The 25,450-nt window shown below is 48.8% G+C and carries 29 protein-coding genes; 14 read left to right on the top strand and 15 right to left on the bottom strand.

Translation table 11 applies throughout. The annotated features are described in order from the left end of the window. Positions 1-147 precede the first annotated feature (147 nt). On the top strand, positions 148-705 hold the full coding sequence (locus tag QFX39_RS06935; protein WP_300478730.1) for a YIP1 family protein: 558 nt from the start codon (positions 148-150) through the stop codon (positions 703-705). Continuing rightward, the gene (locus QFX39_RS06930; protein ID WP_300478727.1) at positions 702-1,529 is read left to right on the top strand and encodes a hypothetical protein; all 828 of its coding nucleotides are present in this window, start codon (positions 702-704) and stop codon (positions 1,527-1,529) included. The genes QFX39_RS06935 and QFX39_RS06930 overlap by 4 nt, the downstream gene beginning before the upstream one ends. 7 nt (positions 1,530-1,536) lie before the next feature. Here the strand turns inward: QFX39_RS06930 and QFX39_RS06925 are convergent, their stop codons facing one another. Both QFX39_RS06925 and QFX39_RS06920 read right to left on the bottom strand, forming a co-directional pair. Next, entirely contained in the window at positions 1,537-2,934 is a 1,398-nt protein-coding gene (locus tag QFX39_RS06925; protein ID WP_300478725.1) for a radical SAM protein, read from the bottom strand. A gap of 74 nt (positions 2,935-3,008) precedes the next feature. Next, complete coding sequence (locus QFX39_RS06920; protein WP_300478723.1) at positions 3,009-3,578, bottom strand: TetR/AcrR family transcriptional regulator; 570 nt, start codon at positions 3,576-3,578, stop codon at positions 3,009-3,011. A gap of 97 nt (positions 3,579-3,675) precedes the next feature. On the opposite strand from QFX39_RS06920, the gene QFX39_RS06915 reads away from it, so the two are divergent. Beyond that, on the top strand, positions 3,676-4,008 hold the full coding sequence (locus tag QFX39_RS06915) for a hypothetical protein (RefSeq protein WP_300478720.1): 333 nt from the start codon (positions 3,676-3,678) through the stop codon (positions 4,006-4,008). 80 nt (positions 4,009-4,088) lie between these two features. Here the strand turns inward: QFX39_RS06915 and rfbB are convergent, their stop codons facing one another. From rfbB to QFX39_RS06885, 6 genes are read right to left on the bottom strand one after another with little or no spacing between them, the layout of a single operon-like run. Continuing rightward, entirely contained in the window at positions 4,089-5,099 is a 1,011-nt protein-coding gene (gene rfbB / locus QFX39_RS06910) for a dTDP-glucose 4,6-dehydratase (RefSeq protein WP_300478717.1), read from the bottom strand. Between the two features lie 10 nt (positions 5,100-5,109). Next, complete coding sequence (gene rfbC, locus QFX39_RS06905; RefSeq protein WP_300478714.1) at positions 5,110-5,667, bottom strand: dTDP-4-dehydrorhamnose 3,5-epimerase; 558 nt, start codon at positions 5,665-5,667, stop codon at positions 5,110-5,112. Further along, entirely contained in the window at positions 5,660-6,538 is an 879-nt protein-coding gene (rfbA, locus tag QFX39_RS06900; protein WP_300478711.1) for a glucose-1-phosphate thymidylyltransferase RfbA, read from the bottom strand. Before rfbA ends, rfbC begins: the two co-directional genes overlap by 8 nt. Positions 6,539-6,549: 11 nt before the next feature. Beyond that, complete coding sequence (rfbD, locus tag QFX39_RS06895) at positions 6,550-7,383, bottom strand: dTDP-4-dehydrorhamnose reductase (RefSeq protein ID WP_300478706.1); 834 nt, start codon at positions 7,381-7,383, stop codon at positions 6,550-6,552. Then, a complete protein-coding gene (locus QFX39_RS06890) occupies positions 7,384-8,100 on the bottom strand; it encodes an HAD family hydrolase (protein WP_300478703.1) in 717 nt (238 codons plus the stop codon). It lies immediately after the preceding gene. After that, positions 8,084-8,308: a hypothetical protein gene (locus QFX39_RS06885; RefSeq protein WP_300478700.1), complete on the bottom strand. Its 225-nt coding sequence runs from the start codon at positions 8,306-8,308 to the stop codon at positions 8,084-8,086. Before QFX39_RS06885 ends, QFX39_RS06890 begins: the two co-directional genes overlap by 17 nt. A gap of 81 nt (positions 8,309-8,389) precedes the next feature. On the opposite strand from QFX39_RS06885, the gene QFX39_RS06880 reads away from it, so the two are divergent. The 3 genes from QFX39_RS06880 to tsaA are packed head-to-tail and all read left to right on the top strand — an operon-like array spanning position 8,390 to position 9,838. Further along, the gene (locus tag QFX39_RS06880; RefSeq protein ID WP_300478697.1) at positions 8,390-8,737 is read left to right on the top strand and encodes a metalloregulator ArsR/SmtB family transcription factor; all 348 of its coding nucleotides are present in this window, start codon (positions 8,390-8,392) and stop codon (positions 8,735-8,737) included. Positions 8,738-8,752: 15 nt separating this feature from the next. Beyond that, positions 8,753-9,406 (top strand): cyclase family protein, encoded by a 654-nt coding sequence (locus QFX39_RS06875; protein WP_300478695.1) that lies wholly within the window; start codon positions 8,753-8,755, stop codon positions 9,404-9,406. Between the two features lie 27 nt (positions 9,407-9,433). Then, positions 9,434-9,838: a tRNA (N6-threonylcarbamoyladenosine(37)-N6)-methyltransferase TrmO gene (tsaA, locus tag QFX39_RS06870; protein ID WP_300478691.1), complete on the top strand. Its 405-nt coding sequence runs from the start codon at positions 9,434-9,436 to the stop codon at positions 9,836-9,838. Positions 9,839-9,903: 65 nt separating this feature from the next. On the opposite strand, the gene QFX39_RS06865 is transcribed toward tsaA, so the two are convergent. Beyond that, positions 9,904-10,392, bottom strand: coding sequence for a flavodoxin (locus QFX39_RS06865; protein WP_300478688.1), 489 nt, complete (start codon positions 10,390-10,392; stop codon positions 9,904-9,906). A gap of 482 nt (positions 10,393-10,874) precedes the next feature. Between QFX39_RS06865 and QFX39_RS06860 the strand changes: the two genes are divergently transcribed. After that, entirely contained in the window at positions 10,875-11,549 is a 675-nt protein-coding gene (locus tag QFX39_RS06860) for a methyltransferase domain-containing protein (RefSeq protein ID WP_300478685.1), read from the top strand. A gap of 99 nt (positions 11,550-11,648) precedes the next feature. Here the strand turns inward: QFX39_RS06860 and QFX39_RS06855 are convergent, their stop codons facing one another. From QFX39_RS06855 to QFX39_RS06845, 3 genes are read right to left on the bottom strand one after another with little or no spacing between them, the layout of a single operon-like run. Beyond that, on the bottom strand, positions 11,649-14,234 hold the full coding sequence (locus tag QFX39_RS06855) for an ATP-dependent helicase (protein WP_300478682.1): 2,586 nt from the start codon (positions 14,232-14,234) through the stop codon (positions 11,649-11,651). 5 nt (positions 14,235-14,239) lie between these two features. Continuing rightward, entirely contained in the window at positions 14,240-14,986 is a 747-nt protein-coding gene (locus QFX39_RS06850) for a metallophosphoesterase (protein ID WP_300478679.1), read from the bottom strand. Next, complete coding sequence (locus QFX39_RS06845) at positions 14,983-15,927, bottom strand: prenyltransferase (RefSeq protein ID WP_300478676.1); 945 nt, start codon at positions 15,925-15,927, stop codon at positions 14,983-14,985. The genes QFX39_RS06850 and QFX39_RS06845 overlap by 4 nt, the downstream gene beginning before the upstream one ends. A 121-nt stretch (positions 15,928-16,048) precedes the next feature. Between QFX39_RS06845 and QFX39_RS06840 the strand changes: the two genes are divergently transcribed. The 4 genes from QFX39_RS06840 (at position 16,049) to QFX39_RS06825 (ending at position 20,022) form a co-directional block, all read left to right on the top strand. Further along, entirely contained in the window at positions 16,049-16,597 is a 549-nt protein-coding gene (locus QFX39_RS06840; RefSeq protein WP_300478673.1) for a HEAT repeat domain-containing protein, read from the top strand. A 136-nt stretch (positions 16,598-16,733) separates the two neighbouring features. Then, entirely contained in the window at positions 16,734-18,209 is a 1,476-nt protein-coding gene (locus tag QFX39_RS06835) for a phytoene desaturase family protein (RefSeq protein WP_300478671.1), read from the top strand. Positions 18,210-18,259: 50 nt separating this feature from the next. Next, positions 18,260-19,117 (top strand): phytoene/squalene synthase family protein, encoded by an 858-nt coding sequence (locus QFX39_RS06830; RefSeq protein WP_300478668.1) that lies wholly within the window; start codon positions 18,260-18,262, stop codon positions 19,115-19,117. A gap of 11 nt (positions 19,118-19,128) precedes the next feature. Then, the gene (locus tag QFX39_RS06825; protein ID WP_300478666.1) at positions 19,129-20,022 is read left to right on the top strand and encodes a prenyltransferase; all 894 of its coding nucleotides are present in this window, start codon (positions 19,129-19,131) and stop codon (positions 20,020-20,022) included. A 51-nt stretch (positions 20,023-20,073) separates the two neighbouring features. Here QFX39_RS06825 and cruF read toward each other — a convergent pair whose 3' ends face one another. Genes cruF through QFX39_RS06810 form a run of 3 tightly spaced genes read right to left on the bottom strand, consistent with a single transcriptional unit; the run spans position 20,074 to position 22,215 of the window. Next, positions 20,074-20,838 carry a bisanhydrobacterioruberin hydratase CruF gene (cruF, locus tag QFX39_RS06820; RefSeq protein WP_300478664.1) on the bottom strand — a complete coding sequence of 255 codons (765 nt, stop codon included), beginning with the start codon at positions 20,836-20,838 and terminating at the stop codon, positions 20,074-20,076. Next, complete coding sequence (locus tag QFX39_RS06815) at positions 20,801-21,658, bottom strand: carbon-nitrogen hydrolase family protein (RefSeq protein WP_300478662.1); 858 nt, start codon at positions 21,656-21,658, stop codon at positions 20,801-20,803. Before QFX39_RS06815 ends, cruF begins: the two co-directional genes overlap by 38 nt. A gap of 5 nt (positions 21,659-21,663) precedes the next feature. After that, positions 21,664-22,215 carry a manganese efflux pump MntP family protein gene (locus QFX39_RS06810; protein WP_300478660.1) on the bottom strand — a complete coding sequence of 184 codons (552 nt, stop codon included), beginning with the start codon at positions 22,213-22,215 and terminating at the stop codon, positions 21,664-21,666. 247 nt (positions 22,216-22,462) lie between these two features. Between QFX39_RS06810 and QFX39_RS06805 the strand changes: the two genes are divergently transcribed. Genes QFX39_RS06805 through QFX39_RS06795 form a run of 3 tightly spaced genes read left to right on the top strand, consistent with a single transcriptional unit; the run spans position 22,463 to position 25,429 of the window. Further along, positions 22,463-23,380, top strand: coding sequence for a trypsin-like peptidase domain-containing protein (locus QFX39_RS06805; RefSeq protein ID WP_300478657.1), 918 nt, complete (start codon positions 22,463-22,465; stop codon positions 23,378-23,380). 53 nt (positions 23,381-23,433) lie between these two features. Further along, positions 23,434-24,291: a MoxR family ATPase gene (locus tag QFX39_RS06800; protein WP_300478654.1), complete on the top strand. Its 858-nt coding sequence runs from the start codon at positions 23,434-23,436 to the stop codon at positions 24,289-24,291. Between the two features lie 28 nt (positions 24,292-24,319). Next, the gene (locus QFX39_RS06795; RefSeq protein WP_300478651.1) at positions 24,320-25,429 is read left to right on the top strand and encodes a VWA domain-containing protein; all 1,110 of its coding nucleotides are present in this window, start codon (positions 24,320-24,322) and stop codon (positions 25,427-25,429) included. Positions 25,430-25,450: the final 21 nt, after the last annotated feature.

Below are 25,450 nucleotides of genomic sequence, written 5' to 3'. Positions count from 1 at the left end.
AATATACAATATTATTATCTCAAGGGGGTGATCGGAGGATTCAGTTTAGTTATGCTGCTCGTTAGGGGAATGTTTATTATAAAACATGAAATTGGCATCTGATATTATTTCAGTCATATGAATATAAAATAAGGGGAGGTTAATGCTTTGAACAGGATAATGAACTTTTCCCGGGACCTGGTGGGGGTTCTGGCATCGCCTGAGGAGGCGTTAAGCAGGGTCAAGGAACTTGGAGTTGAAAACCAGGGCCTTTACCTCTACGTGTTCCTCTCGGCCTTTCTCGGCTACATGATTGGCGGGGTAATTTCGGCTGCAACGGGCGCCGGTATAATGGTACCCGTCCTTTTTGCGCTGGCTGGACTCGTTGTCTCCTTCATAAAACTGATAGTATGGGCTCTCATATCACATATAATCGCTACCGTGGTATTCAAGGGCAAGGGGACATTCGCAGGCACCCTGAAGATGATGGGGTTCGCAGCAGCGCCCTTTGTGGTGGGAATATTCGCTATCATAACCCTGACACTTCTCGGGACATTCTTCACATCATCAATGCTATTTGTGGTGATGTACATCTGGACGGTAATGATTGCCGCCGCTGCAGTGGCTGCTGAACATGAAATGGGCTATGGAAGGGCGTTTCTATCAGTGTTCGCACTTCCAGCCATTATAATAACACTTCTTATGATGCTTGCGGGGGTATTATGATGAATGGAACTGACATTGCAGGGGCCATAATCCTCATAGTTCTGATTGCAGGGTTCATTGTGGCATCAACAGCCTCTCTTCTACCCAAAACCCAGGAGGAGGCAACTGTATCTGAAAACTTCACCCTGAACTCTGCAGAGGTCTCTGGTGTTAAGTACGTAAATGTGAACATGGAATCAAATACAAGCGGGGCCTACATTGGATTTGCTGATAACTCAGATAGCGTTTACATGATCTCAACGAAAACCGACCCTGGAGATGCGAAGCCAGAGGTTAACTATACCGTTGATGGCGAGACACTGAACCTCAACGTTAAGATGGATGCAGGTGATGCAAGGATACTCCTATCAAACAGGTACACCTACAATATAACCCTCCGGAGCAAGGTTGGAGGTGTTACACTGGTTCTTGCAAATAACTCAAGGGTGGACACCATCAATTCAACCATCCAGTACACCGGCGGCGGCACGGTTCTCCTGGGAAATACGAGCTTCAGGAACGCATCATTCAATGTGAATACCGGAGGATTCTACATAGCAGACCTTGCAGAGGGTGTGAGACCCACAGGTAATATGAGCACCCAGGTCATGGTGGGGGGAACATCAGTAGCCCTGTTTCCGGCATACGCCATCAGAATCACCGGATCCGTGGATTACGGAGGGATAGGTTTCGAACCCCAGGGATTCCGTGTTTTGAGAAATTCAACCAGTTACCTTGAAATGGAAACACCCTCCTATGGAAGTTCAGCAGGATTTCAGATAATAAACACTGTCGGACTTGGAGGCATCAACGTGGGCGTTTTCAGGATGCCTTTCACGCCCTGAAACTTTTTCAGGCCTTTAATTTTTTTCTCAGGGGGATCTTAGGCTCAATGTATGTCCTGTAGAGGGTTTCAAAGAATACACGTATCATGTATGTGTGCTTAAGGAGATATGAGGGCCTTGAATAGAATTTGAGGTATGCCTTAACTAGTTTTCTCTGGATAAGTTCACGGCTCAGGCCAAGTTTTTCGTACCTTATAACAGGCTGTATAACGGTGTACCGATCCCAGTCCTCCTCCAGGAGGCCCTTACTTTTGAGTTCAGTGTAGATGGGGGTCCCGGGGAATGGTGTCAGTATGGAGTACTGACTGTAGTCAGGGTCAAGTTTTATTGAAAAGTCGATGGTCCGGTCCATCTCAGAGGGTCTCTCACCGGGGTAACCGAGGATGAATGATGTTATAACCTCCAAACCAGCCCTTTTAGCGGCCTTCACCGCGTCCTCTGACTGCTTAACGGTTATGCCCTTTTTCATCATATCAAGGATGCGCTGGCAGCCTGATTCAACACCATAGTATACTGTGCTCATCCCCGCCTCCCTGAGAGTCCTCAGAAGTGGCTCCTGAACCATATCCACACGTGAGGATGTAACAAAGCTCACATCCAGGCCCCTTCTTCTGATCTCCTCTGCTATTTCACGGGCCCGTGGCCGATGCAGCATGAAGGTGTCGTCAAGGAAGGCAATTTCATGGAGGCCGTAGATCTCGGTGAGTTCCTCAACCTCATCCACGACGTTTTCGGGGCTCCTGAAACGAAACTTTTTACCCATTATAAGGGATGAAGAGCAGTAGCGGCAGGGGTAAACGCATCCACGGCTTGTTATCATACCCCCAGCCTCCTGACTGGAGGTTTCATAGTCCCTGAAGGGTACAAGGTGCCTTGCAGGAAAGGGGATGTCGTCGAGGTTCTCTATGAGTGGCCTTGGAGGTGTGGTTCTGAGCCGCTCATCGGCGCGGTAACTGATACCCTTAACCCCCTCGAGGACGCCCCTGTCCCCGCGTTCCCAGCCCTCTGCGAGTTCGACGATGGTTTCCTCACCCTCACCCATAACAACAACATCAAGTTCCCTGCAATCCCTGAGTGTCTCCAGAGGGAGAAACGTGGGGTGGGGGCCACCTATAACCGTAAGGACATCGGGAAGAACCCTCTTTATGGCCTTTATGTACTCAAGGGAGGTCTTTATGGTGGCTGTGGTTGCGGTTATCCCAACGATGAGGGGGTTGAGCTTTTCAACGAGGAGTGCAACACCCTCTGCCCCCATCCTTCTGAGGTCGTCGTCTATTATCTCCACACTGAAGGAGGCCCTCTCAAGGGCTGCTCCAAGGTACATCAGGTTGAGGGGAGGTAAAACAAATCCAAGCTTATTCTTAACAGCTGTCTGATCCTCAGGGTTTATGAGAACAACGTCCAATAAAACACCACCATTTAATTAAGGCCTCCTACGAGGATGGCTTCTTTAAGTATGCCCTTCAGTCTATTCACACCTCAGGGTTTTAAGCCGTTCCACAGGATATCAGTGAATTCTTGGGGGGGCCTGGTTTCATGGCATCTGAAGTGTGAACTGAGGCTTGCATGTGAGATGTAACCTATTATAAGTTCTGCGGCGACTCCTGGATCCACATCCCTTATCTTTCCTTTTTCTGTCATTTCGCTGAGATAATTCTCAAGTGCAGTGTATATCATCTCCCCTGTTGAATCTGGAAGTTCCCATTCCTCAAATCCGTGTTCCTCAAGTTCTCTCTCAGCCAGCATCACAAAGAGGAGGTCCATCTTCTCGTTAACAATGACCTCTGTGAGCCCTGAGATAACCTCATAGATGACCTCCCGGGGCTCCCTGTCTGCATTAAGTACATCACCGAGTAGTGCAGACACCCGTCTTCTGCTTGTATCCATTATCCTTTTCAGTAGATTTTTCTTGGATCCGAACTTTCTAAAGAGTGTTACCTCGCTGACACCGGCTTCAGCAGCTATCTCCCTTGTTGTGGTCCCCCGGTAACCCTTTCTTATGAATAGGCTCCTTGCAGCGTCCAGTATCCTATCCTCTGTGGAGACCATGATATCACTTATGTAAGTACTTACTAACACACCTTATATAAACCTATCCCAATAAGGCGGGTTAATGTTATATAAAACCACCAGCACAGATTAAACCATGGAAATAACCGAGGAAGATGTTATCCAGTCCCTGGATATCTTCACAGCTGTCCCTATATTTCTGCTTAATCGCTGGGCCGAGAGGGGCACCAACCTCGCGGCAAAATTCAGGTCCCAGATAATGAGCCAGTACTCTGACCTGTCCATGATGGACCGGGAGCGCGTTAAAAAAGTACTTGAGATGGACGTATCAGAGATTCAGGAGATACTTAAGAGGGCCTACATGAGAACAGGTAAGAAACAGCTTAAGATACTTGCAGATCCCTCAAGCAGAGGATTCATAGAGGTGAACCTCCGTGAGGTCAGGAGTATACTCGATGGCATCCTCTGAGGGCGCACCCTCCTTACTTCCTTAAAGGACTCCAGGCATTGGACCCCAGTACGCAGTATCTTTTCTTCCTCTTTGCATGATCAGGACCGTAGCCTTTCACCATACATGCGCTCATAGTACCTGAGGTACTCTCCGCTCTTGATGTTCTCCCACCACTCTCTGTTTTCAATGTACCATTTGATGGTCTTCCTTATACCCTCCTCGAAGGAATAGGTGGGCCTCCAGCCAAGTTCATCCATTATCTTTCCTGCGTCTATGGCGTATCTCCTGTCATGTCCCGGTCTGTCATCAACGAATTTTATGAGGGACTCATCCTTCCCGAGCTCCCTGATGATGAGTTCTACGATCTCAATGTTCCGCCTCTCATTGTTGCCACCTATATTGTAGACCTCACCGACACGGCCATGGTGGAGTACAAGGTCTATGGCCCTGCAGTGGTCATACACGTGTATCCAGTCCCTCACATTCATGCCATCACCGTATACAGGGAGCGGCTTATCCTCGAGGGCGTTGGTTATCATGAGGGGTATGAGCTTCTCAGGGAACTGGTAGGGGCCGTAGTTATTGGAGCAGCGGGTTATGTTGACCGGCAAACCATAGGTACGGTTGTATGCCCTGACAATGAGGTCTGCAGAGGCCTTGCTGGCAGAGTAGGGGCTGTTGGGTGCAAGGGGAGTATCCTCTGTGAAGTAGCCCTCCTCTGCGGAGCCGTAGACCTCATCTGTTGAGATCTGTATGAACCTCTCAACGCCGTGCCTCCTTGAGGCCTCCAGAAGTGTCTGGGTACCCATGACATTTGTCCTTATGAATATGCCCGGGTCCTCGATACTCCGATCAACGTGGGATTCCGCCGCAAAGTTCACAACAGCGTCGGAATCTGCTATGAGGCGGTTAACGAGTTGTTTGTCGGTTATGCTGCCCTTAACAAATGTGTAACGCGGGTCATCCTCCACGCCGGCGAGGTTTTCAAGGTTCCCGCAGTAGGTAAGGGCGTCAAGGTTGATTATCTCATAGCTGTGGTTCTCAAGCATGTACCTTATGAAGTTGCTACCTATGAAGCCGGCTCCACCGGTTACAAGAATCCTTTCCATTCAAATCTCCTCAGAGGTAAACTGGCCTCTCCCTCAGGGGCTTCCAGTTCCTGTCCTTATCTGAAATTATGAGTTCATCCACCATTTCCAGGGGCCACTCTATCCCTATGTCAGGGTCGTCCCAGGGTATGCCAGAGTCATATTCAGGGAGGTAGAGTTCTGTGCACTTGTAGTTGACTATGCAATCATCTGCGAGGACCAGAAATCCATGCGCAAATCCCTCTGGAATGAAGAATTCCCTCCGGTTCTCCTCTGAAAGGAAGACACCCACCCATTCACCGTAGGTCTCCGAGTCCCTCCGGAGGTCCACCGCAACATCAAAGATCTCACCCTTCACAGCCCTTATGAGCTTTCCCTGGGGCTTTTTTGTCTGGAAGTGAAGGCCCCTGAGAACGCCCCTCTGTGACATGGACTCGTTGTCCTGGACAAAGGTGATATCAAGGCCATGGTCCCTGAATAGTGCCTGGTTGAAGGTCTCCATGAAGTATCCCCGTTCATCTTCGTAAACCTCAGGTTCTATGATGACTGCACCATCGAGTCTGGTTTTCTGGAATTTGAATTCACCCATGGAAGTTTCCCTCCGCTAGGTCCTTCAGGTATCTGCCGTATTCTGTCTTCTCAAGTTTTTCTGCCATTTCAAGGAGATCTTCCCTTGTGATCCACCCGTTGTTATAGGCTATCTCCTCAAGGCATGCGATGTAGAATCCCTGCCTCTTCTGTATGGTCTCTATGAAACTGCTTGCCTCAAGTAGTCCATCATGGGTACCTGTGTCAAGCCAGGCCATACCCCGGCCCATGAGCTCCACCCGGAGCTTCTTCATCTTCAGGTACTCCTCATTGACGGAGGTTATCTCAAGTTCACCCCTCTCTGACGGCTCTATTCTCTCGGCAATTTCAACCACCTGGTTGTCATAGAAGTAGAGGCCAGGAACAACGTAGTTGGATCTGGGTCTTTCAGGTTTTTCCTCTATTGATATGACCCTGCCCTCACTGTCGAATTCAACAACACCGAATGGTCGGGGGTCCTTTACATAGTAGCCGAATATAACAGCACCCTCCCTGATGGATGCGGCCCTCTGGAGTATTTCACTGAACCTGTGCCCGTAGAATACGTTATCGCCCAGGACCAGGGCCACCCTGGAGTCTTCAATGAAATCCTTCCCCACAATGAATGCATCGGCAATGCCGCGGGGTTCCTCCTGCACCTCATAGGAGAACCTGACACCGAACTGTGAACCATCCCCCAGCAGGTCCCTGTAGAGGGGAAGGTCCCTTGGTGTTGATATCACCAGTATATCCCTTATACCCGCGAGCATCAGCACAGATAGCGGGTAGTATATCATGGGCTTATCATATATGGGGAGGAGCTGCTTTGAAACAGCCCTTGTTATGGGGTAGAGGCGGGTTCCTGAACCCCCTGCCAGCACTATACCCTTCATCGTCCACCTCCCTATCTCATTTCTTCAAGGTAATCCTTAAGGGCTTCCCTGTAGCTTCTTAGGGGTCTGAAGCCCTCCATGATCCAGTTGTAATTTTTGAGGACAGAAAATGATGGCCTGCGGGCGGGTCTCGGGAATTCATGGCTCCTTACAGGTTTAAGTTTAACATCCATCTGCAATGCACTGAATATCTCCCTGGCAAATTCATACCATGAGCAGTGGCCAGAGTTTGTTATGTGGTAAACACCATAAGCGGGCCTTTCAATAAGCTTCCCGATTGCACCTGCAAGGTCCCGGGTGTATGTTGGGGATCCGTACTGGTCATCCACGACACTTATCTCATGTCCCCTCTCTGCCAGTTCCACCATGGTCCTTACAAAATTCCTGCCGTTCCTGCCAAAGAGCCAGGAGGTCCTCACTATGTAGAATCTATCTGTCAGATCCCGCACAGCAAGCTCGCCCAGGTACTTGGTTTTCCCGTAAAAGTTCAGTGGATCAGGTTCATCAAATTCAAAGTATTCATCACCCTTCTTGCCATTGAAGACGTAATCTGTGGATATGTAAACCAGACTGGCGCCTGTCTGTGATGCGGCAGCCGCAACGTTCCTGGTCCCGAGTACGTTCACCTGATAGGCGGTTTCACGCTCTGACTCGGCACAGTCAACATCTGTGAATGCAGCCGCATGTATAATGGTATCAGGCTGTGCTTCGACTGTAAGTTCCATGACACCCTCAAGGTCCCTGATGTCAGTGTCTCCTGATGTTAAAACCTCATGTTTTTCTTTCAGGACATCAATGAGGTCACTTCCAAGCATACCCGAGGCTCCGGTTAAAAGAACCTTCATTCAATCACCCATAATGCTCACTGCAGCCCCATAACCTGTTATCTCAAGGAAGGCATCAACGTCACCGAGACCCTCAAGGACGTGGTCGGCGCCTGCGGCCTCCAGTTCATCGACGGTGAAGTCCCCGGTGGCAACCCCCACAGTCCTCACCCCAAGTTCTCTGCCGGCTTCAATATCCCGTGGGGTGTCACCTACGGTTATAACATTTTCCCGCCGTATCTGTCCGTAGATGGAGGATGCCCTTTCAAGGGCAAGCCTCAGTATGGAGGCCCTGCTGCACCCCTCGTTACCAAAGCCCCCGAAATTGAAGTATCCGTCAAATGAGGTATCCCTGAGCTTCAACCATGCGACTGGCTCAATGTTGCCGGTCACAACCCCCAGCGGTGTCCCGGCTTCACTGAGCCTTTTAAGTATAAACTCTGCACCATCCAGGGCTCTTATGTTATCCCTCTCAAGGTTCAGGCGGTAATTGTATGAGATCCTATCCACTATCCTCAAGAAATCCTCATCGCTGATTTCAAGGCCGTACTTCCATGCTGTCTGGAATATTATCTCCTTATCGGTCATCCCCTGGATGCTCCCGATGTCTATCTCAACATCAACGTTGAAAAATTCCCTGAACGCCTGCCTGAAGGAGTAGAAGTGACAGTGGGATCCAACAAGCAGCGTTTTATCAATATCGAATATGATCGTGTTCATCTTAGACCTGCCTCTCATACTTTTTCCTGAGGTGCTCAGAGCTGTACTCATAGTAAACTATGTTTGATTTCAGAAATACCCTCTGGGCTGGGGTGCCATTCCTGAGGTAGGTGACGGTTATCTTCCGCTCACTTACCCGTATGTCAATTGCATTTCCCCGGGGACCTGTTGTGTAGGTGTGTTCAGCCCCCAGGATGTCCCTTATTCTTATCCAGTCCACTGCCATGGCCCTTTACCCGCTCTTCAATCCTGCTTCACCATCATGGTGACGTTATTATTATCTACAGTTTCATCTATAAATTATTCTATGAAGAGGGATGTCTGTGAAATCGATGATGCCAATGAGGCCCTTGTGCTCAGGGTGAAGGAGTCGATGCCTGAAGACGATGAAATAAAAAGACTCTGTGACCTCTTCAAAATATTATCCGAGCCCACAAGGCTCAGGATAATCGAGGCACTCAGTGTGGATTCTCTTTGTGTCTGTGAACTGGCATCCCTCCTTGAGATGACCCAGTCAGCGGTTTCCCACCAGCTCAGAATCCTGAGAAGCGCGGGAATCGTTGACTATGAAAGGGATGGTAAGATGGCACGCTACCACCTCACCGATAGGGGCGTGGCGGATATTATAGAAAACTGCAGGAGTAAATGTCTTTAGCACAGGAGATATAAGATGTATGAACTTCTTTCGCATCCACTGGAGAATGGTTCACCGGTTCACACGGCACTTGATGATGTGAGCATATCAATCAGTAACAGGGTACCTGTGGATGGGTATGAGACCCACACCATCATCACATCCAACCATGCCGGGACCCATGTTGATGCCCCGGCCCATTTCATTGAGGGTGGAAAAAGGATATGTGAATACAGTATTGATGAACTTGTATTCAATGATGTCTGCACTGTTGACGTTGATGTGGGGCCAGGGGACCCCATAGGAAGTGGGGATATTGAGATTCCAGACTGCGACCTCCTCCTCATAAGGACGGGCTTCGAGTCGGTGAGGGGCGAAGACATCTACCTCCATGATAACCCATGGATCACCCCTGAACTTATTGATAAAATAAGGAGGAACTTCAGGGACATCAGGGCCATAGGTGTGGACTGCATATCAATATCAAATCCGGAACACCCATCTGAGGGTGAGATGGCCCACCTAAGGGCCTTCACTGAGGACCCTGACTACGGGGAACCACTTCTCATCCTGGAGGATATGAAACTGATGGATGCTCCGGAGGTTATTGAGAGGGTCTTTGTGGTCCCCTGGACCATTGAGGGGGTTGACAGCGCACCATGTACCGTTATAGCGGAATTTCAGGTTTAATTTTCAGGAATTCTGTGGAGGGTATCTGTGGAGATAAAAATAAGGCCTGTTGGATTTGTGAGATCCCCATTCATGAGGAGGGGGGAGGCACCTCATCAGGGTAGACTCTCCATGGAGGAGAGCGAGATCCACATCTTCCCGGAATATCGTGACGCCCTGGAGGGGGTTGAACTTTTCAGGCACCTATTTGTTCTCTACTGGCAGCACCTTGCTGAAAGGGATGTTCTTAAGGTTGTTCCGCGGGGTAAAAAGAGGAAGAGGGGTGTTTTTTCAACAAGGGCCCCTGCAAGGCCCAACCCCATAGGGCTGTGCCTGGTGGAGCTCCTGGAGGCAGGGGATTTCCTCAGGGTTAGGGGCCTTGATGCACTGGACGGCTCACCTGTCATTGATATAAAACCCTACCATGAGGATATCGATTCACCCGGGGATTGAGAGGTCAGAACGCCTTTTTCATCGCATAGCCTGCAGTTATTGAGGAAGATGCCTTAAAATCTGGACTATTCCTCAGTTCTGAATGCTGCTTCAACGTCCCTTACAAAGGGTTCTATCTTGCAGTCACAGGTATTCTCCTTTATCTCCCTCTCGGTTATGGCGACTGTCTGGATGGGTTCCTTTCCGATGATCTCGCTCATACGCCTGAATGTTCCCTCTGCACCGCTTCCATCATATGTACAGAAGAAGGCAGCATTCTTTATCTTTGATGCATTTTCCCTGAGGTAGGTGCCAATGGGTACTGATGGATTACCTGCCCAGACAGGTGTACCCACTATCACAAGATCATAGTCTGATGGGTCCCTTTCATAGGGTTCAAGTACAGTGTCCCTGCCCCTCGCGGCCTGGTAACCTGATTTTAAAAACCCTATGATACCCGTCCGCTTCTGGGTGTCCCTTATCTCCTCGATGTCACATTTGAGTTCCCTGGCGATCTGGGATGCAACATCCCTGGTACGCCCGGTTCTTGAATAATATACCACAAGTGCCTTCATGGTTACTGGTATGTGAATGGGCGCATAAATAGTGTTCCCTCTCTGATAATTGGTGGTTAAGTGAGCCTAATGATCATATTCATGAATAGCCTGAAGGAACTTAAAAATCAGAAATCTGAGGTATTGAGAATCGTTATCTGAAGTATGGGGGGTAGCTTCCAGAGATTTAAAAGGGGGGTTGTTAGGAGTGAAAAAACGGGGAGGTGCTTTTTCGTTTTTTATCTCTGGAAGCTGATTTTTTGGTGCTTTCAACAGAACAAAATATCCCGGATGTTGAAAGCAAAATTTAAGGGGGTGATGTGTGTATGAGACACACAAACCTATATGTTAGAATTCTAGTATATAAAGATTTCGGTGGTGTGGGGTGGTTTGCAGGCTAAGATATCACATACAAAGTAGTGATGGGGGTCCACACACAGATCTCTTTACATGGGGCACATGCTAAAGTATCACATACAACACAACTATGGACAGGTGACATTATGCCGGTTATAGAGGGACCACTCTTCACCGCCCGCACATGCCAGGAATACCTGAAGATGTTTGATCTCAGGATAAATGAACTTGAGGGGCTGCGGATACTCGACTGTCCAGCGGGTGCCAGCTCATTCACACCAATCATGGCGGAGAAGGGCCTTGATGTGAGGGCCTGTGACATCATGTACGGTGAGGATGCAGATACCCTTGGAAACATGTGCAGGGAGCACATCATGGCACTCACAGATGCCCTTAAGAGGATCAGGAACCATTTCGTGTGGAGGTTCTACTCTTCACCGGAGGAGATGCTTGAAAAACGCCTGGATGCCTGCGGGTGCTTTGAGGAAAGCTACAGGGAGCGCCCTGAACTTTACGTTAGGGGGGACCTCAGGGATTTACCATTTGATGATGATGAGTTTGATCTCCTTCTCTCCTCCCATCTCCTATTCATATATGACCACAGCCTTGACAGGGAATTTCATGAAAGGGCCATCTCCGAGATGATACGCATCAGTTCAGAGGTGAGGATATACCCGATCGTCAAGGAGAACGGAAAACTCTCAGAATATGCAGAGAGCATACTGAAAGATAGAAGAGATGAATTTGATGCATTCACAGTCACGGTGGACTATGAGTTCAGGAGGGGAGGTAACATGATGCTTGTTCTAAAGAAAAGATGACACCAGATTCCTGGTCTTTTTTCATATACTATGATTACCTGAGTTCATCCCTGAAGTAAAGAGGATATCAGTTTCTGTTCTTTTCGCATAACTGGAAGATCATCTGATCTCGTCCAGTATAGCCTGATGCATCCTCCTGATGAATTCTATCCGGTCCTCATACTTGAGCACATCCAGGTAACCCTGGGCAACCAGGTTAAAGGCAAATGGTGAGGGTATCCTCGTGTCAACCTGCCGTATCTCCATTTCACCATCACGGATCCATTCAAGGACCCTGATGGCATTCTCGATGTCCATGTAGTCCTCCATAACCTCCCTGCGGGCCTCCTCGAGTATGGGGAACCTGTCATCCAGTTCACTCACAAATTTAAGGAGTATCTTACCCCTCACCTGCTGCCTGCCAACCGACTTCTCCTCCCCCCTGTACCTGCGGAGTATCATGAGGGCACGGCCAGCGCAGTGCCTGAACCTGCTTGCAAGGGTTTCTGTCCTGTCAAGGGCCTTCTTAAGTATCTCCCGGAGGTTCTCAGGTTCAAGTTCCATGAATGACTCGAGACCACCCATCTTTCCCTCTGAACTCAGATAGAATCCATTGTCAGAGACAGATATCATAACGTCCCGCCGGTAACGCCTTGCAATGACATAGGCAACAGCCCTTGATAGGGCGTCGTTAACCCTCCTTCCAAAGAGGCTGTGGAATACGATGAATTTTCTGCCCCCGAAGCCAGTGTAGTACTCAACAAGCATCCTCCTGATGCTTGGTATTGTCGCGTAGAGGTACTGTTCACGGAAATACTCATAGATTGAACCTGCAGCCCTCTCATCCACGTGGAGATAGTCCATTATGAACTCTATTATCTCTGCCTTTGAACGCCCGTACTGGAACTTACCGTCCATAATGTCCCTGAAGCGCTGTATGTCAACTGCAAGGTCAAAGGAGAGGGGTAGCTGCTCTGAGAACCATGATGGAATGTTGGGGGGTCCTGAGGCGGGGCTGACATTGACGGTCATACCCCTTGCATAGTTGAATCTGTAGATCTTCCCACCGAGAACAAAGGTGTCACCCTTCCTGAGTTTCTCCATGAAGTCCTCCTCTATCCTCCCCACAACCTTCCCGTTGCACTTAACAACCGCAGCGCTCCTATCAGGTATGGTCCCTATGTTGGTGGAGTAGAGCATCCTAGCAAGTTTACCCCTCCTCCCGAACATGTTCTTCTCGTGGTCAAGCCAGATCTTGGCGTATACGTATCTCTCCTCGAGCTCAGCATACTCCCCTGCAAGGTAGCTGAGTACAGAGAGGTAATCCTCCCTCCTGAGGTTCCTGTAGCAGTAGCTGTTCCTTATAACCTCCAAGGCATGGTCAATGTCCCAGGGGTTCTCAATGGCCATCCCGTATATGTGCTGGGCCAGGACATCCAGGCAGTTCTCGGGTACCCTTATGGAATCTATTTTACCCTCAACTGCGTTCTTGAGTATGAGTGAACACTCAACAAGGTCGTCCCTGTCCACGACAACTATCCGTCCCTTTGATTTCTCATGAAGCTGATGACCGCTTCTCCCGATACGCTGGAGTGCCCTTGAAACAGATTTTGGTGAACTCAGAAGAACCACCAGGTCAATGTAACCGATGTCTATCCCGAGTTCAAGGGACGTTGATGATACAACCGCCTTCAGCTCACCCCTCTTGAGTTTCTCCTCTGTTTCAAGCCTTATCTCCCTCGAAAGTGATGAGTGGTGTGCCATTATGTTTTCATCGGTGTAACTCTCAGGGAAGCGACTTTTAAGGTTGTAAACCACACTCTCGGTCCCGCTACGCGTGTTGGTGAAGATCAGGGTTGTCCGGTGTTCCATTATGAGGTCGTGGAGGATGTCATAGAGGGCATTACCAATTTCCTCAGGGTCAGCGGCCACGATGTCATCAACCGGGCAGATGAGTTCAATGTCAAGTTCTTTAAGGTAGTTAACGTCCACTATGATGCAGTCCCTTTCATTACCATAACTGTAACCCACCAGAAATCTTGCAACACGCTCAAGTGGATGCACCGTCGCAGATAAACCGATCCTTGTGAAGTTACCGACAAGGTGCTGCAGCCTCTCAAGGCTCAGTGAAAGGTGAACACCCCTCTTATTATCTGCAAGGGAGTGTATTTCATCCACGATAACATAGCGCACAGTTGAAAGCTTTTCACGGAACTTCGGGGCCACAAGGAGTATTGAGAGCGTCTCAGGGGTCGTTATAAGGATGTGTGGGGGATTTTTGAGCATCCTGGAGCGCTCATAGCTGCTGGTGTCACCGGTCCGCACAGCCTTCCTTATCTCAAGGTCCCTGCCATTTTCCTCTGCAATCTCCCTTATACCCTGGAGGGGTTCCTCAAGGTTCCTTTCTATGTCATTATCAAGGGCCTTAAGGGGTGAAATGTATATGCAGTAGACGCTGTCCTCAAGTTCACCCCTATCTGCAAGTGTGGTGAGTTCACTGATTATTGAAAGAAACGCGGTGAGTGTCTTACCTGAACCTGTTGGTGACGATACAAGGACGTTCCTCCCCATGTGTATATCCATTATCGCATACTTCTGGGCCTCTGTGAAGTCATCAAAGGTCCTCTTGAACCATTCGCTGACCCAGGGGTGAAGAACAGAATGTATTCTGCTGCCTGAGTATTTCTTCTTCTGCCTGACTATCATGGGCCTCACCACCCACCACTGAATCCCGTGGATGAAGTGAACTCCATGAGGGCACCCACCGTCCCGAAATCGAAAACCTCAAAGTCCTCAACACCATAGACATGGAATTCCTCAAGCTCAGCCTCCCTGAGGAAGGGTGATAGTACAGCCTCATGGAGGATGTCGGAGCCCTCGCTTATGAAATTGAAGGATGGCATGACAACGAGATTCATATCCCTGAAGGGCCCCAGGAGGAAGCATTTGATCTTTTCAACCCTTTCACCGCTTCTGAGACCCACGCAGGGGTGTTCGTGGCCTATGATGATGTTTTCAGCGTCAAGTTTTTCAGGTATCACATGGCCATGTGTCAGGAGGAAATCGCCCACCTTCATGGTTTCATGGACTGCAATACCTGATATTATGGACATGTGGGGTACTATGGGGTCATGATTCCCCTTGATCAGTGTTATCTCCCTGAAGTTTTCCTGGAGGTAGTCCATCATCCTCATGATTTCCCGGTTCTCCTGGCGGCTCACCCTCCCGAATTCATGCTTGAGGTCACCATTTATGATGATACCTGAGGCGCCCGATGCGTCCCTTATGGATTCTATTCGCTCAACTATCCTTCTGAACTGGAATCCCGGGACCATGACTCCCTCACTGGTGAGGTACTGTTCGTACCCCAGGTGGAGGTCGGCTATTATAATTGAATCCTCAATGAGAAGTGACAGGTCACATATTTCCAGTCCATCCATCAGTTTAAACGTGTTCATTGCATCACCAGGACGCTGATGAGGTAGAGGAGGTCAAGGACCCCGAAGGCTATGAGTGAGTTCATCACAACCTCAGATCCCCTTACATTAACTTCCTCGGGGTTATGTATGTAATAGTAGATGCAGGGAACTGTGACTGTGAGTGAAAGCAGAGCGATTATGGGAAAACTGATCCCGGGATCAAAATGGGGGTAGAATTCAAGAAGTCCCAGTGAAACCGTTGCAGCAGCCGCACTTAAGGCCATAACCCTTCTGGATACTCTGACACCCCTCCTGACAGGAAACGTCATCTTGCCTCCCAGCAGGTCCTCCCGGAGGTCAGGTATCTCAACGTTTATGATGAAAACAAGCTGCAAAAGCATTATGGGGATGGAGAAGAGGATTAAAGGGGTATCAATCACGCCCATGATTACAGAGTAACCCATGGCAGGGAATATGAAGCCTGTAAGGGCTGTTGCAACCTCTCCAAGCCCCCTGTATGATAGTCTGGCCGGAGGGGCACTGTAGAACCATCCAAGCAGATTACCGGCAACTGCAAGGAGAAGAACTGCAGGGTTACGGTAGATGAGAGTGTGGATAGCGGCAAGTGTCAGGGATACTGATATGAGAAGGACAGCGAATTTCCAGGCAAAGCCTCTGAGTTCAGGGTGTCTCTGGAGAACCCCGCTTCCGCCAGTGTATACTGTTGCAGCCTCAGGGTTGTCCAGTTCAAAGTCATAGTAGTCGTTGCTGTAGGATACAGAAAGATGGGCCGGCATCACGATCGCATATCCCATGATGAACTGGTCGAGGGGGAGGTAACCCCTCCCTATACCTGCAAGAACGGCCCCTGTGGCATAGAGGATCAGGCCAGCACCGAGAAATGGAAGTCTACCCAGTTTGATAACCTCAGACAGGAAATACCACCTGGAGTTTTTTTTCATGAAGTCCAGTTTATTCATCCACATCATCCTACCAGCCAGGAATTTGGTCCATTAACATTTATATCAGCTGAGGAATAAAAGAGTATCATCACGGTTTATTATCACAGAATCAATCAGGTGAATTTATCAGGTGATTCTCATGGCTGATAGTACTTTGAAGGATAAAATCGGTCTCATGGATTCAGAGGAAAAGATGAAGGTCGTGGATGAACTTGAACCATCAGAGGAATCTGTTGAAATACTGGTCGGACTTCTGGAGGATGAAAGTCATCCTGTCAGATTTAGGGCCGCAGAGAGACTTGCAGAATTTGGAAAACTGTCCCTTGAAAGGCTCATTGAAATAATGGACACTGGTGAGGGGGATGTCAGGAGATACGCCACATTCGCCCTCAAGAAGATAGGGGATCCAGGAGTTGTGGATCACTTCATCGATGCCCTTGAGGATGAGGACTGGGGGGTTAGGAAGGTCGCTGCAAGGTCCCTTGGGGAACTGGGGGATAAGAGAGCTGTGGAGCCACTCATCGGCGCCCTTGAGGATGAGGACTGGGGGGTTAAACTTGCTGCTGTAAGATCCCTTGGCGACCTAGGGGATCCAAGGGCCATAGAACCAATCAAGAAGGCCAGAAGAAAGGGGGATAAGGACTTCAAGAAGGCTGCCAATAAGTCACTCAAAAAGATCCAGTCATAGTCCTCCCGCTTTTTTCGCTGTGAAGTGTTCATCAATTACTCAATTCAGTAATATTGTTTATTGCAGTCCCCATGAAACTTTTATATTTTTTGAGTGTCATTATATAACTATATATAATATTTTAGCCGGTGGTTTCATGAGGATAGTGATCGTGGGGGCTGGATTTGGAGGTATATCTGCAGCAGCGCTTCTTGCAAGGGATGGGATGGATGTAACTGTTATTGAAAAAAATGAGGGGCCGGGTGGCCGCGCAAGCGTCTACAGTGAGGGGGGATTCACATTTGATATGGGCCCATCATGGTACCTCATGCCGGACATATTTGAGAACTTCTTTGCAGAGTTCAGGAGTAAACCTGAGGATTTCTACTCACTGAAACAACTCGACCCCGCATACAGGGTATTCTTTGATGATGATAAGGTTGTAAATGTCTCATCCGATATTGAAAGGAACTATGAACTCTTTGACAGCTTCGAGGAAAATGGGGGTGAGAAGCTCAGGGAATACCTCAATTCAGCAGGTGAACTGTATGATTCCGTTGTGAAGGAGATGCTCTACAGGGACTACCGTTCCATCCTTGACTTCCTCAATGGCAAACTCCTTCTTCAGGGGATCAGACTCAACATACTCGAATCCCTTGAGCACTTTGTTAACAAACGCTTTGAGAGTGATGAGGCAAGAAAGATACTCCAGTACTCCATAGGATTCCTTGGAAGCGCACCGCAGGATACGCCCTCCATGTACCATATAATGTCCCACATTGACATGACACTTGGGGTTTTCTACCCTGAGGGGGGCATAAGGAGGGTTGCAGAGTCCATATATGAACTTGCACTTGAGAACGGGGCTGAATTCCACTTCAACGAGGAGGTTAAGAGGATAGAGGTTACAGATAAGATGGCCACGTCTGTTGTAACCGACAGGAACATCCACGATGCCGATGCAGTTCTTGTGAATGCAGATTACCCCCACAGTGAACTCCAACTCCTTGATGCAGACCACAGGACCTATGATGAGAACTACTGGAATTCAAGGGTACTGGCACCATCAGCCTTTGTGGCCTACCTGGGTGTTGACCGCACAGTAGACGCCCTTGACCACCATAACCTCTTCCTTGAGAGGGACTGGGCAGACAAATTCCAGCAGGTCTTTGACCCTGAGAAGGCCTCATGGCCTGATAGGCCATCATACTATGTTAATGTTCCCTCAAGGACGGATACAACAGCTGCTCCCGAGGGATCAGACACCCTCTTCATACTGGTACCCCTGGCACCGGGTATGGAGGATAACCAGGAGCTGAGGGAGGGCCTCTACAGGAGGGTCATGGATGACCTTGAGGGGAAGACCGGTATGAGGATAAGGGAGCACGTGGTTGTGAAGCGCATATTCGCCATAAATGACTTCAGGGAACGCTACAATGCATACAGGGGGACAGCACTTGGGCTGTCCCATACTCTCAGGCAGACCGCCCTCTGGAGGCCGGCACATAAAAGCAGGAAGGTTAAAAACCTTTACTACACTGGACAGTACACCCATCCGGGTATAGGGGTGCCAATGACACTCATATCCTCCCAGATTGTCTGCAGGGAGATACTGGAAGAAATGGGTGAATAATCTGGAATTCCATGCAAAGCAGCTTTAAAAGTTTTATGGGTGATAGGCTCTTGATTGATGAAAAAATCTATTCAATATTCAAAAGGGGAAGCAAAACATACTTCTACAGCACCCTCTTCTTCCCACCCAAGGTGAGGAGGGACGTTTTCATACTCTACAGTTTCCTGAGAAGGGCAGATGACTATGTTGATAGAATACCCCAGGATACCGAGGGGTTCTACGACTTTGTTGAACGCTACCGGCTGGCATCATCAGGTGAAAAAACCGGGGATGTGGTTGTTGATTCATTCGCGGAACTTTCAGCCAGAAAATCTTTCAATCCAGAGTGGACAGAGGCCTTTCTCAGATCAATGGAGATGGATATAACTGTCTCATCCTACAGGACAATGTCTGACCTTGAGGAGTACCTCCTGGGTTCATCTGAGGTTGTGGGGCTCTTCATGGCATCCATCATGGGTCTTGACAAGGATTCATACCCCCATGCCCGCTACCTGGGGAGGGCCATGCAGTACGTCAACTTCATAAGGGACATAGCAGAGGATGTTGAACTGGGGAGGCTCTACTTCCCGCTGACTGAACTTGAAAGATTTGATCTGGAGTCACTGGATTTAAGTGAAATAAGGGGAAGGGAGGATAATTTCAGGTCCTTCCTCAGGGCTCAGATTGATATTTACAGGGACTGGCAGAGGAGGGCAGAGGAGGGTTACAGGTACATCCCCTACCGTTACCTGGTACCCATAAAGACCGCCGCTGACATGTACCTCTGGACGTCCAGAATAATCGAAAGGGACCCTCTCATAGTCTACCGGAGGAAGGTGAAGCCATCAAGGGGCAGGGTGGTCTCAGGAGCCCTCCTGAACATGCTGAGGCTCATCAGACCCAGGTCACCAACTAAGCAGGGTATTTAGGGGACCTTCAAATGTCTCAGCTGACCTCCGGATCCCTTTTTAATTCCATAAAAGATTACACGGGCTTTCTGGTCTGCATATCCCGATTCAGGTTCTGGATATACACCGGTGGAACATATGTAATTGGGTACACCCTTGCAGCGAAGGGTTTCACTGATTTTCTCTCACCAGCCTATTACATATACCTCCTCTACTTCTTTTTCCCGGCTAACGTGTTCATCTACGGTGTCAACGACTACTGGGATGAGGATACAGACAGACTCAACCCCAAGAAGGGCTCAAGGGAGCACATGCTGATGCAGAGTGAGCGGAGGAAACTCAGAAATTCACTGCTTGCAGTTACAGGTATCAGCGTCGCCCTCATGTTTTCACAGAAACCAGAGGAGGCCCTTCTTTTCCTCGGATTTTTATTCCTATCATATTTCTACAGTGCACCCCCACTCAGATTCAAGGAGAGGCCCTTCCTGGATTTTTCATCCAATTACCTCTACATAATGCCCGGTTTATTTGCCTACAGCCTCGCATCAGGAAGCCTACCTGAACCCATAATACTCCTTGCAGGCTACTGCCACATCGCTGCCATGCACATATTCTCCGCCGTACCTGACACAGAGTATGATAGGAGGGCAGGAATCAACACAACACCAGTATTCATGGGTGAAAGTATGGCACTTGCACTTTCAGCAGCCTTCTGGCTGATATTATCTTTCATCACAGTCTATCTTACAGATCTACATCCTCTAAGCTTCCTGGTATTCGCGTATCCTGCATTTCCCCTTTCTGTACTTCTTTTCGAAAGAATAAGGATAGAGAAGGTTTACTGGTACCTGCCCTACGTCAACACAGCCCTTGGAGGTCTACTCTTCCTTGCGCTCATAAACCACAAGATCTTTCACTGGATTTAATTGATCTTGAACGTTCTTGCTTTGGTTTTCTGAATTTAACTATTCAGGATCCTACCACAGGTTTGCCTTTGTTTTAATGAGTATGAGTGCCAGGAGGATTAAACCGGTTATGAAGGGGATTTCAAGTCCAAGGAAGAGGCAGGCGGCTGTCCAGAAGCACATTATCAGGTAGAGGCTGGAGATGGTCCCTGATTTCATTTCCTTCACAGAATCACCCAGAACCACAAGCAGAATAAGGGATGCAATGAAACCTGAGAGCACCCACCCAGCAAAGTTCTGCAGGGGCACACCATAGAATATTCCTGGATTACTCCAGATCCAGAAGTTGAGGGCCACGGCTGCAGGGTCAATCACCACATCTGTGAGAACCACAAGGAGGGTTGAAAGGCCCAGAAATTTCAGTTTCCCAGCAACAGATTCCTTTGCAAGATAGGCAGACCCCAGGAAGAGGGGCAGCCAGGCGAATGGGACCGTGAAGGGCGTGTGTCCAAGTATCTTCAGTCCAATGAGTCCACTGTAATGGAACTCCGAGTAGGGAAAACCCGTTACTATGGCCACAGTCTCGATTAGAATTGCATAGGCCCCCAGAACAAGTATCAGAATAACACCACGACCCCTGAGGTCCCTTATCACTGAAATAAATGATGGGAGGGCCATGGATATGATGAAAACAACTGATACAGCAGAGTAACCCCCTATATCCACGTTGGCTACAAAATATGATGAGAATGCAAGGATGATACCCACGATGAGTATTATGATGGATTTCCCTGAGGGTTTATTCATGGTCAGCTCCCTCCATCCAACTGTAAACATCTGGTCTCCGATTCCTTAGAAGTGGAAGCTCCCTTCTCACTTTTTCCACCATTTCCATATCCAGGTCGACTGTTAGAACACATTCTGAGCTGCCCGCATCAACCATAACCGAACCCCATGGGTCGGCGACAAGTGAGTGGCCGTATGCAACATAGGATTCCCCGTGATTTCTTGCAGGGGACACTGCAACACAGTAGCACTGGTTGTCAAGGGCCCTCGACCGCACAAGGAGCCTCCAGTGGGCCGGCCCGGTTTTCATGTTGAATGCACCGGGAAATACTAGAACCTCCGCACCCCCCAGGGCCATCATCCTTGAGAGTTCAGGGAAGCGCATGTCATAGCATATACCAACCCCGATCACAGCAGAACCTGTATCAGTAACGGTTACAGAGCTACCTGCAATCAGAGTGTCGGATTCCCTGAAGGTTATCTCACCCTCCACGTCTATATCAAAGAGGTGAACCTTCCTGTGTCTCGCGGTGATGTCACCACCATCATCAATGATGAAGGAGGTGTTGTATATCCCCTCTGGGGTCCGCTCGGGAATTGAACCTGCAACCAGATGGACCCCAAGTTCTGCTGCAAGGGATCTCATTGCGGTTATGGTCTCCCCATTCTCATCCTCCGCATATTCAGGGAAGAGTTCAGAGTCGTAGGGGCATGTGAACATCTCAGGGAGGACCACAAGTTCAGCACCCCTGCTGCAAGCTTCCCTTATCATCTCAGAGGCTTTTTTGATGTTTTCTTCCTTTCTCTCATTTACCTGCATCTGACAGATTCCAACCCTCAGACCGGCCACCCCCATAATATCAGTGAGCATGGTCCTCAGAGGACGTTATTCTCCAGGAGGATTCTTAAACCAATGAGGATGAGGATGACACCACCCACTGCCTCTATACGGTTTTCAAATATGTGGCCTATCTTCTCTCCAAGGTAGCTTCCCCCAAGGGAGAGGAGGAATGTGATGACTCCTATGATTATTATTGGCAACCATATGGATATCTTAAGGAGTGCAAAGCTGACACCCACAGCAAAGGCATCTATGCTGGTTGCAACCGAGAGCAGAAGGAGTTCACGGTAACTGAATTTGAATTCCTCCTCCTCAAGCATGGTGCTCTCGTATATCATTTTCAGCCCTATGAGAAGGAGGAGTGTAAATGCAACCCAGGGAGCAAAGGTTGATACGATGCTCTGAATTTCAAGACCAGATATCCATCCTAGGATGGGCATGAACGCCTGGAATGCCCCGAATGAGAATGCAGTTATGAGGGCGTAGTTGATTCCTGATTCATGGCTCACAAGACCGCGGCTCACTGATATGCTGAATGTATCCATCCCCAAGCCAATTCCAACGAAAACCATCGATAGAAGATCCATGGGCATCACCATTGAGTAACCATATAATTCTCTCACAGGCTACTTATAAAATCATCTGCAGATGCAAAAACTTTATATACTACAATTTTAATAACTTAAGTTAACTAAATTTCTTAGATTCTGAAAAACACCTAAAAAGATTTTAATATGGGTTTAAAAAATTTCAGGAAATCTAAAAATGTTTAAAGCCAAAAATAAAAGCATAAATCATGAATTTGAGGAAAAGGAGTTAGAAGAATCAGAAGTAATGGATGCATATTCAAGGGCCGTCATGGATGCCTCCGCGGCGGTGAGCCCCTCGGTTGTCAGGGTAACAACACAGTCAAAATCAGGAAGCAGAGCAGCAGGCGGGGGCTCAGGGGTCATCTATACAGAGAGCGGCCATATAATAACCAACAGCCACGTCATCCACGGGGCAGAGAGGATAGACGTGAACCTCCACACAGGGGAGCACCACACAGCAGAGGTTGTGGGTGATGACCCCCACACTGACATTGCAGTCATAAAAATCGATCCTGAAACAGAACTCCAGGTACCTGAATTTGCAGACTCCAGCAGGGTGAGGGTCGGTCAGCTCGCCCTTGCAATAGGCAACCCCTTTGGCTTCCACTTCACTGTCACAGCAGGGGTGGTGAGTGCCACAGGAAGATCCCTCCGGACAATGACAGGAAGACTCGTTGACGGGGTCATACAGACCGACGCGGCACTCAACCCTGGAAACTCTGGCGGGCCACTGGTGGACTTCCGCGGAAGGGTACTTGGAATAAACACAGCACTTATAAGGCCGGCCCAGGGGCTCTGTTTTGCCATACCATCAAACACAGTCCGGGAGGTTGCGGATAAACTCATAAAGGACGGTAAAATAAGGAGGGCCCACCTGGGGGTTTCATGTCAGAACATACTCATCAGGGATGAACTCAGGGAAAAACTCGGCTTAAACTCAGAGAGGGGCGTGATGATAGCATCAGTCCAGGATGGCCCGGCAAGGGATGCTGGAATGATGAGGGGTGATGTGATAGTGGCAATCGATGATGAGCCGGTGGAGACAGTTGACGACATCCACAGGATACTCACTGAGGAAAAGATAGACATGGAATGTCACGTGGATATAATAAGGGGATCAGATGCCTGTAAAGTCCAGGTAAGGCCCTCAGAGCTCCAGTGATTCCCCACCAAAATTTTTATGGGTGCACAGAACCATAGATTATCCGTGGTAAGATGAAGCCATCAGAAAAACTGGATGAGATTGACTCATCACTGAGAGGTGTGGGCTACGTACCAGACAGGGAGATTCTTATAACACTATTCCTGGCACTGGAACTTGGAAAGCCCATCCTTGTGGAGGGTCCCCCAGGCACAGGAAAGACAATGCTTGCCAGAAAGGCAGCCGAGGCCCTTGGAAGGGAATTCTTCAGGATACAGTGCTATGAGGGCATAACATTCGAACAGATAGTCGGGGAGTGGAACTACCAGAAGCAGCTTCTGAGCCTTGAAAGGTCCAGGATCAGCGGATCCCCAGAGGACGTCTTCAGCGAGGAATACTTCATAAAGAGACCCCTCCTGTCAGCATTCATCAATGAGAAACCATCACTTCTCCTCATAGATGAAATAGATAAGGCCGACGAGGAGGTTGAGAGTTTCCTGCTTCAGGCACTTGGAGAAAAACAGATAACAGTCAATGACCTTGGAACCTTTGACCTCCGAAATGATATAATGGTCTTCCTAACATCCAACTCCCAGCGAAACCTACTGGATGAGACAAGGGACAGGTGCCTCTACATACACATCGACTACCCTGACCCTGAACGTGAAATGGAGATTGTGAGGGCACACGTCCCCTCTGCACCTGCTACTCTTGTTCAGGAGACCGTCATGCTCATAAACCGGATAAGGGAACTGGGTGTCATAAAGAAGCCCTCAATAAGGGCAACGGTGGACTGGCTCCGGACCCTCATGGCCCTTGGAAAGGAACACATTGACAGAGAAACAGCTGAGGAGACCCTGGGTGTCGTTATAAAAAACAGGGCAGACGAGGGCAAGGTCCAGGGACTTGTGGAATCCCTTGATGAGAGCTAACAGCCAGTGAAACTGGAGCACATGTTTCATGGAGAAAATAATTCTTCTTTCAAACATTTTAAGGGATAAGGGACTTCCTGTAAGTATAAGGAGCACCAAAGACGCATTTTCAGCCTATAAAATATTCAAAAACAGACCTGAGCTCAGGGAGGCCCTCTTTTCAGTTTATGTTAAGGACATGAGGCACTCAGAAGATTTCATGGACGCCTATAATGAAGTTTTCGGGGTTCTGGATGAAGAAAGTGATGAATCATCCGGTTCAGGGAAGGGTGAGAGGATTAAGTCTACGGAGGAACAGATCCCCGGTGAAGTCACTGATGGCATCACTATTGAGGATTTGGCTGAAATTCAACCTGAAATCCCGGATATCTTTGACTCCAGAACTGATGAGAGCCAGATCCTTGATAGGGATATGTCCACCCTCAACACATTCGACCCCGAGATATTTGAGCTCTGCCGCAGACTGGGAATGAAAATTGCCAATAGAAGATCCAGGAGGCTCCGCCGTTCAAAGAAGATGCGACCCGATATAAGGCGGAGCATAAGGAAGAACCTGAAGCACGGGGGCACGATAATTGAGCTCATGAGGTCAGAACCCAGGGAAAGAAAGAGCCAGCACATATTCCTCAGTGATGTGAGCGGCTCCTGTGACTGGATAAGCAACTGGTTCTTCTGCATAGTCTACGCCGCCCAGAAGACATTCTACAGGTCACGTTTCTTTGACTTCGACAGCAGGGTCATTGAAACGACCCACCTCCTTGATGAGGATGACCTCTACGATGCCTTCAGGAACCTCAGGGAGTCCAGGATAAGGAACCTCATGCTCCATGGGACATCAAACATGTACACAGCCTTCAGCGACTTTCTTGAAAATGTTAATTTCACAGGAAAGTCCTGTATAGTGATCCTCTCAGACTGCAGGGACTGGGCAGGACCAAGGAAGGATGGGGTCCCTGAAAGCGCTCAACTGGTGGCTGAAATGTCTGAGAGGGCAAGGAAGGTCCTCATACTGAACCCTGAACCAAAAAAGAAGTGGGACGTTGTTGACAGCTGTGTTTCAATTTACAGGGATGCTGGCGCATCTGTGAAGGAGGTCAGGACCTTAAGACAGCTGGCAGAGGTTATAGAGGGTCTTTGATGGGCATAACTGTTTTTAAGA

Origin of the sequence: Methanothermobacter sp., from assembly GCF_030055425.1 — an archaeon.
In the GTDB taxonomy this organism is placed as follows: Archaea; Methanobacteriota; Methanobacteria; order Methanobacteriales; family Methanothermobacteraceae; genus Methanothermobacter.
Note: the sequence above shows the minus strand (reverse complement) of the source record. Positions and strands in the feature narration are given on the sequence as shown.